The sequence below is a fragment of the Streptomyces sp. NPDC054842 genome, from assembly GCF_053611025.1.
Genome location: NZ_JBSGZN010000027.1, coordinates 81,829 through 96,122 on the forward strand (window position 1 = coordinate 81,829; position 14,294 = coordinate 96,122).

The following is a 14,294-nucleotide window of genomic DNA, read 5'->3' on the forward strand; positions in this document are numbered from 1 at the left end:
ACGCAGCCGTGCCACGCCGGAGGTACCTCACCCGTGACGACCATCAAGGAAGCCCCGCCGCGTGCCGGGCGGCAGGAGTCCGGCGATCCGCAGGGCTGGCAGTTCAGCTCGCCCCTCGTGCTCACCATGGTGCTGCTCGTGGTGGTCGCGTTCCAGGGGCCGGTCCGCAGGGCGCTGGCCGAGCCGGTGATGCAGAGCTGGACGACCGTGTTCGTCGCGGTGGTCGTGCAGGCGCTGCCCTTCCTCGTCCTCGGCGTCCTGCTGTCGGCGGCCATCGCCGTGTTCGTCCCGCCGTCGTTCTTCGCCCGTGCGCTGCCCGCGCGCCCCGCCCTCGCCGTCCCGGTGGCCGGGATGGCGGGGGCCGTGCTGCCCGGCTGCGAGTGCGCGTCCGTACCGGTGGCGGGCGCGCTGGTGCGCCGTGGTGTCACTCCCGCGGCCGCGCTGGCCTTCCTGCTGTCCGCCCCGGCGATCAACCCGATCGTGCTGACCGCGACCGCCGTCGCGTTCCCGCGCGAACCCCGGATGGTCCTGGCCCGCTTCCTGGCGAGTCTGCTGGTGGCCTGTCTGATGGGCTGGCTGTGGCAGCGGCTGGGGCGCGCCGACTGGCTGCGCCCGCCCGCCCCTCCGTCGCCCGGGGGCCACGGCAGGGGAGCGGCGTTCTGGGGGTCCGTGCGGCACGACGTGATGCACGCGGGCGGGTTCCTCGTGGTCGGGGCGATGGCGGCGGCGACGCTCAAGGCCGTGGTGCCGGCGGGCTGGCTGCGGACGGCGGCCGGCAACCCCGTGGTCGCGGTTCTCGCCCTGGCGGTGCTGGCCGTGCTGCTGTCGATCTGCTCGGAGGCCGACGCGTTCGTGGTGGCGTCCCTGTCCCAGTTCTCGCTCACCGCCCGGCTGGCCTTCCTGGTCGTCGGGCCCATGATCGACCTGAAGCTGTTCGCCATGCAGACCGCCACGTTCGGGCGTGGGTTCGCCCTGCGGTTCGCCCCGGCGACCTTCACCCTCGCCGTCCTCGTGTCGGCCCTCGTCGGGGCGGTGCTCCTGTGAACCGGCAGGCGCAGGCGGCCGTGCTCTTCCTCACCGGCGCCGCGGTGCTGCACGCCTCCTTCACCGACCTCTACCTGCGGTACGTCAAGGCCGGTCTGCGTCCGCTGCTGATCGCGGCCGGCGTCGTCCTGATCGCCACCGCCGTCGCCACCGTCCGCTACGAACTGCGGCCGCCCGCGCCGAAGGACGGTCCGGGACGGGAAGCCGTCGACGGAAGCGGCGACGGCCCCGAGGAGGCGGACGGGCACGGGCACGCCCACCGGGAGCCGCGCGTCGCCTGGCTGCTGGTCCTGCCGCTGCTCGCGCTGATCCTGGTCGCCCCGCCCGCGCTGGGCTCCTACAGCGCCATGCACGCCGGTACGGCCCTCCAGCAGCCCTTCGGCTACCCCGGCCTGCCCGCCGGCGACCCCCTGCGCCTCAGCCTCGTCGACTACGCGGGGCGCGCCGCCTACGACCACGGGCGCTCGCTCGGCGGACGGCGTGTCGAGATCACCGGGTTCGTCGCTCTCGGCCGGGACGGCACGCCCTACCTGGTCCGCATGGCGCTCAACTGCTGCGCCGCCGACGCGCAGCCCGTCAAGGTCGGTCTGTCCGGACGGGTCCCGCCCGTCCTCCAGCCCGACACCTGGCTGGTCGTCGTCGGCCACTACACCGGCCGGCGGACGACGGACCCGGTGAACGGCGGCCGGATCCCGTTCATCGACGTCGACCGGGCCGAGCCCGTCCCGGCCCCGCGCGACCCGTACGACGAGAGCTGGAACAGCTGACGGCCCGCCCGCACGCCGTGCTCCTAAGGTGGTCGGCGTGACGAGGAACAGCAGGCCCCTGGCCGTATTCGATCTCGACGGAACGCTCGCCGACACCGCGCACCGCCAGCGGTTCCTGGAGCGGAAGCCCCGGGACTGGGACGCGTTCTTCGCGGCGGCCCCGCACGACCCGCCGCTGGAGGAGGGCGTGGCGCTGGCGCGCGACAGCGCCGGGGAGTGCGAAGTCCTCTACCTCACCGGCCGTCCCGAGCGCTGCCGCCGCGACACGCTCGCCTGGCTCGCCGCGCAGGGGCTGCCCGAGGGGACGCTGCGGATGCGCCGCGACGACGACCGCAGGCCCGCCCGCCGCACCAAGCTGGAGATCCTGCGCCGGCTGGCCCGGGAGCGTGAGATCCGCGTGTTCGTGGACGACGACGAGCTCGTCTGCGCGGACGCCGAGCGGGCCGGCTTCACCGTCGTACGGGCCCGCTGGGCGGCCACCTCCGCCGCGCTGAAGGACGCGCAGGAACGGGAGGGCCGGACCTGACCGGGCCGACACCTCCCGCGAGGGACCGCGGTACGGGCGCGCGGCGGGTCAGTCGCCGTCCTCCAGACGGAAGCCGACCTTGAGACCGACCTGGTAGTGCTCGATCTGCCCGTTCTCGATCTGGCCCCTGACCTGCGTGACCTCGAACCAGTCGAGGTTGCGCAGGGTCTGCGAGGCCCGGGCGATCCCGTTGCGGACGGCCTGGTCGACGCCCTCCGTCGAGGTGCCGACGATCTCGGTGACCCGATAGGTGTGGTTGGACATGCGGGTAGCTCCTCTCGCCGTGGCGCCTGTGCCACGCGTCACTCCACGGTGCCCCAGAGCGCGGCCGTGCGCGAGATGTCGGGCACCCCGTGGGCGAAGTCGCCCGCGGTCTCCCCGCCGTCCGCCCCCGCGCCGGAGCCCGGGCGGGGCGGCGCCAGCGACAGCCGCGAGACGATGCGGTAGCGGTCGCCCCGGTAGAGGGAGTGGACGTACTCGACGGGACGGTCGGCGGTGTCCGTGGTCAGGCGCTCGATGAGGAGCGCCGGGGAGAGGACGGGAACGCCGAGGATCTTCGCCTCGGCCTCGCTGACGACGGTCGGCTCGATCGACTGGGTCGCCTCGTGGACGGAGATCCCGTGGTGGTCCCGCAGATGCTCGTAGAGGTCGCCCGCCTCCAGCTCGGCGGCGGTCAGCGTGGGCACCAGTTCCGCCGGGATGTGCAGATGCTCGATGGCCATGGGCACGCCGTCGACCAGTCGCTGGCGCGCGACGTAGAGCAGCTCGGAGGCGGGTGACATGCGCAGTTTCCGGCCGACCCGGGCGCCCGCGCGGATCCTCGTCAGTTCCAGGATGCGGCTCGACCAGGTGCCGGCGGCGGGCGGCACGCGGGCCGGCCGGTGCCCGGCGACGATCTCCTGGGTGATCTTCTCGGGAGCCACGAACATGCCCCGGCCGTGCTCGCGCACCAGCAGCCCCGTGGCGACGAGTTCGTCCACGGCGGCCCGCAACGTGGGCCGGGAAACCCCGAGTTGGGAGCAGAGGGTGCGCTCGGAGGGGATCGCGGCCCCGGGACCGCGCTCCTCGACCAGGCCGAGCAGGACATCGCGTACCCGCTCCCGCTTCAGCATTCCGTCCATGCGCTCGACCCTCCCCGTCGCCGGCCCGGCCGGTCACGCCGATCGTAACCAGTCACCTGACCACTTGACGAGGAGGAGCCGTCAACTCCCCTTGCAGCGCGGGCCCTTGACGCGCCCATTGGTCTATGCCACCTTCAACCACGCGTAAGTGGTCAGCTGACCAATTGGTAAGGCCGCGGCTTCCGGAACTCCGAAAGGAGATTCATCCATGAACCGACAAGGCACCAGACTTCGCATCGCCGTCGGCGTCGCAGCGGCGGGACTGGCGTTCGCCGGGCTGACCGCACTGCCCGCGAACGCGGCCGGCGACGGACTGAGCGTCCAGTACCGCACCAGTGCGACCGGCGCGAGCGCCGACCAGAGCGAACCCTGGCTCAAGGTGACCAACACCTCGGGCACGTCCGTACCGCTGAGCCAGGTGCGGCTCCGGTACTACTTCAAGGCCGACAGCCCGGGCACGACCTACCGGTTCGCCTGCTCCTGGGCCGTGAAGGGCTGCTCCAACATCACCGGCACCTTCGGCACGCTCGCCTCGCCGACGGCGACCGCCGACCGCTACCTGGAGATCGGCTTCACCTCCGGCGCCGGCTCGCTCGCCCCGGGCGCCGACACCGGGGACATGCAGCTGCGCTTCCACCGCACCGACTGGCAGACGCTCAAGCAGAGCGACGACTACTCGTTCGGCGCCGCCCAGACCTCGTACGCGAGTTGGAGCCAGGTCACGGCGACCCGCGCCGACGCACTCGTCTGGGGGACCGCGCCCGCGGGCAACGAGCCCGGTCCCGGGCCCACGGACCCCACGGACCCGCCCCCGAACGGGGCCGCGCTCTTCGACGACTTCAACTACGGCGGCCACACCGACCCGAAGATCTCCGAGCACGGCTGGAACGTGCGCTCCAACTCCGGCGGACCCGGCGTGCCCGGAGCCACCTGGGCCCCGGAGAACGTCACCTTCGTGAACGCCAACGGCAACTCCGTGATGAACCTGGAGACGTCGACCGCGGGCACCGGGGCGTCGACCGAGCAGACCGAAGTCCTCACCAAGGCGCTGAAGTTCAAGAACGGGACGTACGCGGCGCGCGTCCGGTTCTCCGACGCCCCGCGGTCCGGACCGGACGGCGACCACCTCGTCCAGACGTTCTTCACCATCAACGACCTGACCGCCCCGATGGCCGACGACTACGCGGAGTACGACTTCGAGTACCTCCCCAACGGCGGCTGGGGCGAGCCGTCGAACATCCTCTACACGACGTCCTGGGAGACCTACCGGCCCGACCCCTGGGAGGCGGTCAACCAGCACAGCGAGGCCCGGCAGAGCTACGCCGGCTGGCACGACCTGGTGGTGACCATCGACGGAAGCGGCATCACGTACTACGTCGACGGGCAGCCCTTCGGGACGCACGGCGCCGCCTACCTGCCCGAGCGGCCCATGTCGATCAACTTCAACCAGTGGCTGATCGACCTGGCGGGCCAGACGAGCACCACCCCGCGCGCCTACGACCAGCAGGTGGACTACGTCCTGCACGTCAAGGACCAGGTCCTCACCCCGGCGCAGGTGGCCGCCAAGGTCGCCGCGTTCCGCAGTGCCGGGACGACCTTCCAGGACACCGTGCCGGGAAGCTGAACGGACGGCGGCACCGGTCCGAGGGGGACCGGTGCCGCACCTTCGGTGGCCGGTTCCGCTCTTGACGGCTCGATTGGTCCATACCAAAATCCTGCACACCCGTGCGAGCGCACCCGCTCGTCCCCCCATGTCGGGCTCCCTCCCCCTGTCCGCAAGACAGAACAGGACCCCTCGTGAGACGTCGAACCGCTGTCGCACTCCTCGCCTCGACCCTGGCCTCCGCGTCCCTGCTGACCGCCTGCGGAGCCCTGCCCGACACGGGCCCCGACCGGCGGACCGTGACGGTGTGGCTGATGAAGGACAGCGCGTCCAAGGACTTCATCGCCCGCTTCACCGACGAGTTCGAGCGGACCCACGGCGACATCGAGCTCGACATCCGCATCCAGCAGTGGACGGGGATCGGCGACAAGGTGCAGGCCGCGCTCAAAGGGCCGGCCGAGAACGCCCCCGACGTGATCGAGGTCGGCAACACCCAGGTCCCCCAGTACGTCGCGGGGGACGGGCTGCTCGACCTGACGCTCGAGTCGATGCGCGACTGGGGCAGGGACGACTGGCTCCCCGGACTCGCCGAACCGGGCAAGTACGTCTTCCGGCAGTACGGCATCCCCTGGTACGCCGCCAACCGCGTGGTGATCTACCGCAAGGACCTCTTCGCGCGGGCCGGGATCAAGAAGCCCCCGAAGACCCGCGAACAGTGGCTCGCCGACACGCGCAAGCTCGACTCGGGCGGCACCCAGGGCATCTACCTCGCCGGGCAGGACTGGTACACCCTCGCCGGATTCGTCTGGGAGGAGGGCGGGGAGCTGGCGACGGAGTCCGACGGGACCTGGGAAGGAGCCCTGCACACGCCGGCCGCGCTGCGCGGCATGGACTTCTACCGGCGCCTCCAGGCGCTCGGCGAGGGCCCGGTCGACGCCGACGAGGAACACCCGCCGCAGGCGGGGGTGTTCGCCAAGGGACAGGTGGCGCAGATCGTCGCCGTGCCCGGCCTCGCCCGGGCCGTCGTGCAGGCGAACCCCGAACTGGAGGACAAGCTCGGTTACTTCCCGGTGCCGGGCAGGACGGCGGCCCGGCCCGGCGCCGTCTTCACCGGCGGCTCGGACCTGGTGGTGCCCAGGAACACCGACAACCGGCTCGGGGCGACCGCCGTCATCGCCGCGCTGGCCGGCACCAAGTGGCAGAAGGAACTGGCCCGGACGATGGACTACGTGCCCAACAAGACCACGCTCGCGGGTGTGGTCGCGGACAAGGAGGGGGTCGCGGCCATGGCGGCGGGCGCCGCGCAGGGCCGGGCGACCCCCTCCTCGCCCGAGTGGGCGGCCGTGGAGGCGGACAACCCGATCAAGGACTACATGACCAAGGTCCTCACCGGCTCCGACCCCGCGGCCGAGGCCGCCCGTGCCTCACGCCGGATCACGGAGACGCTCGCGGTGGCCGAGGAGTGACGTGCGGGGGCGGTCCGGGCCCGACGCGGGGGCCCGGCCTCCCGGCCAACCGCACCGCACGCGCGCCCGCCGCACGCGCGCCCGCCGGGCGTCACGCGCGGCCCGGGGTACGCGCCGCGGACGACGCGTCCGGCACCCGCACCGGCACGTCACCGGCACCCGCGCCGCACCGGCACACGCCTACCGGGCGACGCTCAGCGAGAGCGCGAAGCGCGCCTCGCCGTCCGTCCACCAGTGCGCCAACTCCAGCCCCGCGGCGGCCAGCTCACCGCGCACCTTCTCCTTCCGGAACTTCGCGGAGATCTCGGTGCGCAGCTCCTCCCCCTCCTCGAAGTCGACGGCGAGTTCCAGTGCCGGGATCTTCACGGTCTGCGCGGTGCGCGAGCGCAGCCGCATCTCGATCCACTCGTTCTCGGCGTCCCAGAGCGCGACGTGCTCGAACCCGCCGAGGTCGAAGTCGGCGCCGAGTTCCCGGTTGACGACGGACAGCACGTTCTTGTCGAACGCGGCCGTCACCCCCGCCGCGTCGTCGTACGCGGCCACCAGCACCGCCGGGTCCTTCACCAGGTCCGTGCCCAGCAGCAGCGTGTCCCCGGGCGCCAGCAGGGAGCGTACGGACGACAGGAACGCCGCGCGTTCGGCGGGCAGCAGATTGCCGATCGTGCCGCCGAGGAACGCGACGAGCCGCGGGCCCGGCGTGTCCGGCAGGGTGAGGTCCGCCGTGAAGTCGGCGATCAGCGCGTGCACGTCGAGGTCCGGGCGCTCGTCGGCCAGCGCCCGCCCGGCCAGGCTCAGGGCGCTCTCGCTCACGTCGACCGGCACGTACGTGTGCAGCCCCGGCAGGGCGTCGAGCAGGTACCGGGTCTTCTCGCTGGAACCGGAACCCAGCTCGACGACGGTACGGGCGCCGGCCGCCGCGGCGATCTCGCCCGCCCGGGCCCGGAGGATCTCGCGCTCGGCCCGGGTCGGGTAGTACTCCGGCAGTTCGGTGATCTTCTCGAAGAGCTCGCTGCCGTGTGCGTCGTAGAACCACTTGGGCGGCAGCGTCTTGGGCGTACGGGTGAGGCCGTGCAGGACGTCGGCGCGCAGCGCCGCCTCCGTGGCGTCCTCGGGCAGGGTGCGGGTGAGAAGGAACGGGCTCACGTGCGGGGCTCCTCGGGTGGGGCGGATGCCAGGTGTCCTTGCGGCGCGCTCTGTTCCTGCGGGTCCTTGAGGGGAGTGAGCAGGACGTCGGTGCGGCTCGCCGCGAGCAGCGTGCGGTCCGGCACCTCCTGCCAGTGCGGATCGTCGTCGTACGGTTCGGAGGCCACGACGGTGCGGCGGCCCGGTTCGGCGAGGTACCACAGGGTGTCGCCCCAGGCGGTGGCCGTGATCGTCTCGCCGTTGGTGAGCAGCAGGTTGAGCCGCGATCCGGGGGCCGCCGCGGCGACCTCCAGGACCGTGTCGGAGAGCGCCTGGCTCTCGTCGTCACCGCCGCGCAGCCGTTCCAGGACCAGCGCCCACACGAGCGCCGAGTCGCAGCGGGCCTCCATCGACAGCAGGGCGGCGGGCGGCAGCGTCGTCGCGAGCGGGGCCAGCGAGCCGGGCCAGCCCGTGATGGCGCCGTTGTGGCTGAACAGCCAGCGTCCCGCGGCGAACGGGGCCGCCGCGGCCTCCCCGTCGGCGCCGCCCACGGTGGCGTCCCGGACCGCCGCGAGCAGCGCCCCGGAGCGCACCACGCGGGCCAGGTCCGCGAAGGACTGGTCGCCCCAGATGGGGCCGGGGCGGCGGTAACGGGCGGGCACGGCGTCCCCCGCCGCGTACCAGCCGACACCGAACCCGTCGGCGTTGACCGTGCCGTAGCGCTGTCGCCGGGGCGCCCACGACTGGCGGTACAGGGCGTGCGGCGGTGCCACGAGCAGGGCGCCGAGCGGCTCCTCGGGCCCCAGGTACGCCACATGACGGCACATCAGGCGGCCCCGTCGCGGGCGGTGCGGAAGCCGGAGAAGATCTGCCGCCGGATGGGGTAGTCCCAGTTGCGGAACGTGCCCCGGCAGGCCACCGCGTCCACGGCGAACGAACCGCCGCGCAGCACCTTGTGCTCCGGGCCGAAGAACACCTCCGAGTACTCCTTGTACGGGAACGGGGTGAAGCCCGGGTACGCCGTGAAGTCGCTCGCCGTCCACTCCCACACGTCGCCGATCAACTGCCGTACGCCGAGCGGGGACTCGCCCGCCGGATAGCCGCCGGCCGGTGCCGGGCGCAGGTGGCGCTGGCCCAGGTTGGCGTGGTCCGGGGTCGGGTCCTCGTCGCCCCACGGGTAGCGCCGGGAGCGGCCGGAGACCGGGTCGTGGCGGGCGGCCTTCTCCCACTCGGCCTCGGTGGGCAGCCGGCGCCCCGCCCAGCGGGCGTACGCGTCGGCCTCGTACCAGCACACGTGCAGCACGGGCTCGTCGGGCGGCACGACCTCGGTGACACCGAAGCGCCGGCGCAGCCACTGCCCGCCGTCACGGCGCCAGTACAGCGGCGCCCCGATCGAGTGCCGGCGGATGTGGTCCCAGCCCTCGGGCGCCCACCAGCGCTCGTCCTCGTAGCCGCCGTCCGCCATGAAGGCCTGGTAGGCGGCGTTGGTGACCGGGGTGGTGTCGATGTGGAACGCCGGTATGTGGCGCTGGTGCGCCGGGCGTTCGTTGTCGAGCGACCAGGGCTCGGCCGAGGTGCCCATGGTGAACGGGCCGCCGGGCACCAGGACTTCGGCCGGACCCGTGAACGGCGGTCCGGCCACCGGGTCCGGCGCGGTCAGCGCGGCGGGACCCCGGCGCAGCTGATGGGTGATCAGCATGGTCTCGTCGTGCTGCTGTTCGTGCTGCGCGATCATGCCGAAGGCGAAACCGGCCTCGGTCAGCCGGGTGCCCTGGAAGGTGCTGCTCTCCAGCACGTCCAGCGCCCGCCCCCGCACGTCGGCGGCGTAGCGGCGGGCCTCCTCGGGCGGCAGCAGCGGAAGGGAGGGCCGCTCGGCGCGCGGATGCTCGAAGGCGTCGTACAGGCCGTCGATCTCCGGGCGCATCGGCTCCCGTCCGGCGACCGCGCGCAGCAGCCACAGCTCTTCCTGGTTGCCGATGTGGGCGAGGTCCCACACCAGCGGCGACATCAGCGGCGAGTGCTGCGCGGTCAGTTCGGGCTCCTCCACACAGGAGGTCAGGAGCGCGGTACGGTCGCGGGCCGTCACCAGCGCGTCCAGGGCGCGCTCCCTGAGCGACTCCGGGTCGGTGAGGGATTCGGGGGCGGTCATGTGCGGATGTCCTTCCCGTGGAACTGATCGAGCAGATCGTCGGCGGGACAGCGCCCCCGGGCCACGTAGCCGTCGGTGAACCGGGCCACCGCCTCCCGCACCGCGGGGGAGGCGCCGAGGCGTGGCAGCGCCTCGGCGGCGGCCGCGAAGCAGACGGCGGCCGCCTCCCGCAGCTCGGGATCGCCGAGGCCGTCGCGCGCGGCCTCGGTCCACAGCGGATTGCGCGGGGCGGCCCGCGAGCCCGCCCGTTCGGCCAGCGGTTTCACCGTCCGGTAGGCGGTCTCGGCGGCCTCCGCGTCGTCGAAGAGGGCGGTCGTGACGGCGAGCGGCACCATCCACCCGTCGTCGCCCGGCTGGGCGTCGATCATGCGCAGTTCGAGATGCCCGCGCGGGCGCACCGGCGGGAACAGGGTGGTCAGGTGGTACTCCAGGTCGGTCCGGTCCGGCGGGCTGCCGGACCGCGTCCAGGCCCGGAAGGTGAGCCCCTCGGGCACGGACCACGGCCCGTCCGCGTTCCGTACGCACATCACCGGGGCGTCCAGGACGTGCCGGGCCCAGGCGGCGCGCGGGTCGCCCGCGAGCGAGGGTGCGCAGGAGCGCCCGGGGTCCATCGCCGCCCACAGCGACTGGCGGGTGGAGCGCCAGCCGGTCGGCCGTCCGGCGGCCATCGGCGAGTTGGCGAACGCCGCCACCAGGACGGCGCCGAGCTGGTGCGCGAGCCACCAGCGCCGCCCGTGCCCGAGCGGCCCCGGCTCCTCGTGCCCGGCGTCCAGACACACCTGGACGGAGGCGGAGGAGCACATCATGGCGCTGCCCTCGGGACCGGTGCGGCCGAGGCAGCGCTCCATGGCTTCGTAGCGCGGTTCCCGCAGAAAGCGGCTCGGGGGGTTCCAGGGGTCCTGGCCGTATCCGCTGAGGCCGAGGCCCGTCTCGCGCAGGACCCCGCGTACGGCGGCGAGGTCGGCGGACACGGACTCGATGCACTCCATCAGGGAGGCGGCGGGAAGGGAGCTGAGCTCCAGCTGGCCGCCCGGTTCGACGGTGAGCGCCGAACGGAGGGGCAGGGTCCGCAGGGCGGTGTAAGCCGCTGCGAGTCGTGCGGGTGTTACGGGGAGCCGCGGTTCACGCAGCTCGTGGACGAGCCATTCCACTTCCACGCCGAGGAGTCGGGGCGGTCCGGTCTTGAAGCAGATGCCTCGGACCAACGCCTCCACCTCGGCTTCGGTGACCAGGGAGCGGTGCTCCGTACAGTCACTCACCGAATCGGACATGTCGGGATCCTCCTGAGATTCCATCATGCCGCCGACCCGGCTTCTGAGGGGCCGGACCGGCATCGCTCGTACCACCCAAGACCACGCGAGCGGGTTCGCACAAGAGTGCAGATCATCGCTTTCGGGTCGGAGGAACGGTGTTCGAGCGCCCGGAAAACTCCGTTGCGTCGCATGACCAGCATCGCTCACGATGCGTTCATGAGCACGACGGGGGAGACCGGGCGGCAGACGCTCGCAGCGCGTACGGGGGTCGCGCGGTGAGCGCACGGCTGCGCGGGATCGCGCATCAGACGGAGGAGATCGTCGCGGCGGGCCGGTACCGCGCGTCCGACGGACGCACGGTGTCGATCGCCGCGGCGGTCGACACCGCCCGCGCCGGCACCCGCGTGTACGGGCCGGGCCCCGTGGAGGCACCGCGGGCCGAACCGGCCGATACGGTGATCGAGGTGACCGGCGAGAGCAGCCTGGAGGCCGCGCGGCGCCTGGCGGGCCCCGTGGCCGTGCTGAACTTCGCCTCCGCCCGCAATCCCGGCGGCGGCTATCTGAACGGCGCGCAGGCCCAGGAGGAGGCCCTCTGCCGGGCGTCCGCGCTCTACACCTGCGTGCTGCGCGCCCGCGCGTTCTACGACCACCACCGCGCCCACCGCGACCCGTTCTACACGGACCGTGTCATCCACTCACCGGGCGTGCCCGTCTTCCGCGACGACCGCGGCCGGCTGCTGGACGAGCCGTACACCGCCGGATTCCTGACCGCCGCCGCGCCCAACGCCGGAGTCGTCCTGCGCACGGCGCCCGAGCGCGCGGCCGAGCTGCCGCGCGCCCTCGCGGTCCGCGCCGGGCGCGTGCTGGAGACGGCGGTGGCCCAGGGCTACCGGCGGCTCGTCCTGGGCGCCTGGGGCTGCGGCGTCTTCCAGAACGACCCCGCGCAGGTGGCGGGCGCCTTCCGGGCCCTGCTGACCGGCGGCGGCCGTTTCACCGGGGCGTTCGACCACGTCGTCTTCGGGGTGCTCGACCGGACCCGGGGCGCGGTGACCCGGGCGGCGTTCGAGGAGGCGTTCGCCCTCGCCGAGGGCGTCCGACGGCCCTGAACGCACCGTGCCCGCGGGCACTCGCCCGATGCCTGGGGCGCGGTCAGCGCCAGCCGTAGCGTTCCCGCAGCCGGTGCACCACCAGGTTGAACCGCATACGGTCCAGCGCGCAGGCCTCCCGGCGCATGCCGTCCTCGTGCAGCCGCAGCACGCGGTCCACGGCCACCCACGAGTCGCGCCCCGAGCGGTCCCACGGCCCGCTGCCGATCGGCACCCAGTCGCGGTCGCCGTCGTGCCGTCGGCTCGACAGCTGCACGGCGAGGAACGTGCCCGTGGCCTCCCGGGCGACGACGAGCACCGGCCGGTCCTTGCCCCGCCCGTCGTTCTCCTCGTAGGGCACCCAGGTCCAGACGATCTCGCCCGGGTCCGGGTCGCCGTCGTGCGCGGGCGAGTACTCGGTCCGCACCGGGCCCACCTCGCGGGCGGCGGCCTCCGTGGTCGCCGACGGCCCGAAGCGGCCGGGGACTTCGTCGATGTCGGTAGTCACAGGGAGCACGTTAGAGGTCGCCGGCCCCCGCCCGCCTCGCGGGTCGGCGGCCTCGCGGCCGTGGTCCCCCGGGAGGGCCCACGGCCGCGACACCGCACCGGGACGTCAGGCGCCCGGCAGCCGGACCCGGCTCATGCGTCGTCCTTCTCCACCGGCACCTTCTCGGTGCGCGGGGCCGGGACCCCGCTGACCCCGGCGGCACCGTCGGCCGCCGTCCCGTTCTGGTTCATCGAGGAGAGCAGCTGACGCGCCAGGCCCAGCCCCGTACCGCCCATCGTGAGCGCCTTGGCGAACATGTCGGACATCCCGTCGGCGCCGTTGAGCAGCACCATGTGCTCGACGTTGTTGAACGCGCTCGCGCCCGCCTGGACGATCTCCGGCCAGTTCTCCGCGAGCTGCTGGGCGACCACGGCCTCCTGGTTCTCGGCCAGGGCGGCCGCCCTCGCCTTGATGGCCTCCGCCTCCGCGAGACCCTGCGCGCGCGTCGCCTCGGCGGCCGCGAGCCCCCGCGCCTGAGCGGCGGCCGCCTCGGCCTCACCCGTGGCACGGGTCGCCGTCGCGGCGGCCGCGCCCCGGGCCTTCGTCGCCTCCGCCTCGGCGCCCGCGGCCGTCTTCACCCGCGTCGCCTCCGCCGCGGCGGCGAGTTCCGTCTCCTTCGCCTTGGCCTGCGCCGCGGAGATCCGCACATCACGCTCGGCCTCGGCCAGCGTGCGCTTCTCGTACGCCTTCGCGTCCGCCGGCTTGCGGACGTCCGCCTGGAGCTGCTGCTCCCGCCGCTGCGCCTCCAGTTCGGCGACCCGGGTCTCCTGCACCACGACCTCCTGCCGCGACGCGGCGTCGGCGAGCGGCCCCGCCTGGCGGGACTTCGCCGCCGCCTTGTCGCGCTCGGCCTGGTAGCCGGCCTGGAGGATCTCGCTGTCCCGGGTGGCCTCCGACATCCGGGCCGCGGCCTGCTGCTCGGCCTCGGTGGCCAGCCGGTTGGCCTCGGCCTGGGCGATCCGCGCGTCCCGCTGGACGGCGGCCGCGTGCGGCATCGCCAGGTTCTTGATGTAGCCGGTCGGGTCCTCGATCTCGTGGATCTGCAGCGAGTCGACGATCAGTCCCAGTTTCTCCATCTCCGTGCCGCAGGCGGCCCGGGTCTGCCCGGTGAGCTTCTCCCGGTCGCGGATCATGTCCTCGACGGTCAACCCGCCCACGATGGACCGCAGATGACCGGCGAACACGTTGTGCACCCGCTCCGCCATCAGCTTCTGCTGGTCGAGGAAGCGGCGGCCCGCGTTGGCGATCGACACGAAGTCGTCGCCCACCTTGAAGATGACCACGCCCCGCACCTTCAGGGGAATGCCCTGGTGGGTCACGCAGTCCACGGACAGCTCGGTCTCGTTCAGATCCAGCGACAGCTTGCGCACCGCCTGCACGCCCGGCATCACCAGCGTGCCGCGGCCCGTCACGATGCGGAATCCCATGCCCTCTTCAAGGCCCTCGGTCCGGTGCTTCGAACCCGAGATGATCAGTGCTTCGTTGGGCTCCGCGACGCGCCACATCAGCTTGAAGACCACGAAGATGAAGATCAGTGCGAGGACAACCGCCCCCGCCACGACGCCGACGATCATCGGCATACGCCCCCCTGTGCATGGTGCCCTGTCGGCA

The 14,294-nt window shown here is 73.2% G+C and carries 14 protein-coding genes; 6 read left to right on the top strand and 8 right to left on the bottom strand.

Annotated elements, in window-relative coordinates; all coding sequences use genetic code 11:
- The first annotated feature begins 33 nt into the window (after positions 1–33).
- Genes ACWGIS_RS21775 through ACWGIS_RS21785 form a run of 3 tightly spaced genes read left to right on the top strand, consistent with a single transcriptional unit; the run spans position 34 to position 2,337 of the window.
- A complete protein-coding gene (locus ACWGIS_RS21775) occupies positions 34–1,044 on the top strand; it encodes a permease (RefSeq protein ID WP_453364094.1) in 1,011 nt (336 codons plus the stop codon).
- Entirely contained in the window at positions 1,041–1,811 is a 771-nt protein-coding gene (locus ACWGIS_RS21780) for a TIGR03943 family putative permease subunit (RefSeq protein ID WP_453364095.1), read from the top strand. Before ACWGIS_RS21775 ends, ACWGIS_RS21780 begins: the two co-directional genes overlap by 4 nt.
- A gap of 37 nt (positions 1,812–1,848) precedes the next feature.
- Positions 1,849–2,337, top strand: a complete 489-nt coding sequence (locus tag ACWGIS_RS21785) for a phosphatase domain-containing protein (RefSeq protein WP_453364096.1) — start codon at positions 1,849–1,851, stop codon at positions 2,335–2,337.
- A 48-nt stretch (positions 2,338–2,385) separates the two neighbouring features.
- On the opposite strand, the gene ACWGIS_RS21790 is transcribed toward ACWGIS_RS21785, so the two are convergent.
- Both ACWGIS_RS21790 and ACWGIS_RS21795 read right to left on the bottom strand, forming a co-directional pair.
- Complete coding sequence (locus tag ACWGIS_RS21790) at positions 2,386–2,601, bottom strand: dodecin (RefSeq protein WP_121407380.1); 216 nt, start codon at positions 2,599–2,601, stop codon at positions 2,386–2,388.
- Between the two features lie 38 nt (positions 2,602–2,639).
- A complete protein-coding gene (locus ACWGIS_RS21795) occupies positions 2,640–3,458 on the bottom strand; it encodes a GntR family transcriptional regulator (protein WP_453364097.1) in 819 nt (272 codons plus the stop codon).
- Between the two features lie 208 nt (positions 3,459–3,666).
- On the opposite strand from ACWGIS_RS21795, the gene ACWGIS_RS21800 reads away from it, so the two are divergent.
- Entirely contained in the window at positions 3,667–5,082 is a 1,416-nt protein-coding gene (locus ACWGIS_RS21800; RefSeq protein ID WP_453364098.1) for a cellulose binding domain-containing protein, read from the top strand.
- Positions 5,083–5,255: 173 nt separating this feature from the next.
- Complete coding sequence (locus tag ACWGIS_RS21805) at positions 5,256–6,527, top strand: extracellular solute-binding protein (RefSeq protein WP_453364099.1); 1,272 nt, start codon at positions 5,256–5,258, stop codon at positions 6,525–6,527.
- Positions 6,528–6,707: 180 nt separating this feature from the next.
- On the opposite strand, the gene egtD is transcribed toward ACWGIS_RS21805, so the two are convergent.
- Genes egtD through egtA form a run of 4 tightly spaced genes read right to left on the bottom strand, consistent with a single transcriptional unit; the run spans position 6,708 to position 11,069 of the window.
- The gene (egtD, locus tag ACWGIS_RS21810) at positions 6,708–7,670 is read right to left on the bottom strand and encodes an L-histidine N(alpha)-methyltransferase (RefSeq protein ID WP_453364100.1); all 963 of its coding nucleotides are present in this window, start codon (positions 7,668–7,670) and stop codon (positions 6,708–6,710) included.
- Positions 7,667–8,476, bottom strand: coding sequence for an ergothioneine biosynthesis protein EgtC (gene egtC / locus ACWGIS_RS21815; RefSeq protein ID WP_453364101.1), 810 nt, complete (start codon positions 8,474–8,476; stop codon positions 7,667–7,669). Before egtC ends, egtD begins: the two co-directional genes overlap by 4 nt.
- A complete protein-coding gene (egtB, locus tag ACWGIS_RS21820; RefSeq protein WP_453364102.1) occupies positions 8,476–9,798 on the bottom strand; it encodes an ergothioneine biosynthesis protein EgtB in 1,323 nt (440 codons plus the stop codon). Before egtB ends, egtC begins: the two co-directional genes overlap by 1 nt.
- The gene (gene egtA, locus ACWGIS_RS21825) at positions 9,795–11,069 is read right to left on the bottom strand and encodes an ergothioneine biosynthesis glutamate--cysteine ligase EgtA (RefSeq protein ID WP_453364103.1); all 1,275 of its coding nucleotides are present in this window, start codon (positions 11,067–11,069) and stop codon (positions 9,795–9,797) included. Before egtA ends, egtB begins: the two co-directional genes overlap by 4 nt.
- A 257-nt stretch (positions 11,070–11,326) precedes the next feature.
- Here egtA and ACWGIS_RS21830 point away from each other — a divergent pair, with 257 nt between their 5' ends.
- The gene (locus tag ACWGIS_RS21830; protein WP_453364104.1) at positions 11,327–12,157 is read left to right on the top strand and encodes a TIGR02452 family protein; all 831 of its coding nucleotides are present in this window, start codon (positions 11,327–11,329) and stop codon (positions 12,155–12,157) included.
- Positions 12,158–12,200: 43 nt separating this feature from the next.
- Here the strand turns inward: ACWGIS_RS21830 and ACWGIS_RS21835 are convergent, their stop codons facing one another.
- Together ACWGIS_RS21835 and ACWGIS_RS21840 are read right to left on the bottom strand one after the other, a co-directional pair.
- Complete coding sequence (locus ACWGIS_RS21835; RefSeq protein WP_453364105.1) at positions 12,201–12,644, bottom strand: type II toxin-antitoxin system PemK/MazF family toxin; 444 nt, start codon at positions 12,642–12,644, stop codon at positions 12,201–12,203.
- A 131-nt stretch (positions 12,645–12,775) separates the two neighbouring features.
- Positions 12,776–14,263, bottom strand: a complete 1,488-nt coding sequence (locus ACWGIS_RS21840; protein ID WP_453364106.1) for an SPFH domain-containing protein — start codon at positions 14,261–14,263, stop codon at positions 12,776–12,778.
- Between the last annotated feature and the right edge of the window lie 31 nt (positions 14,264–14,294).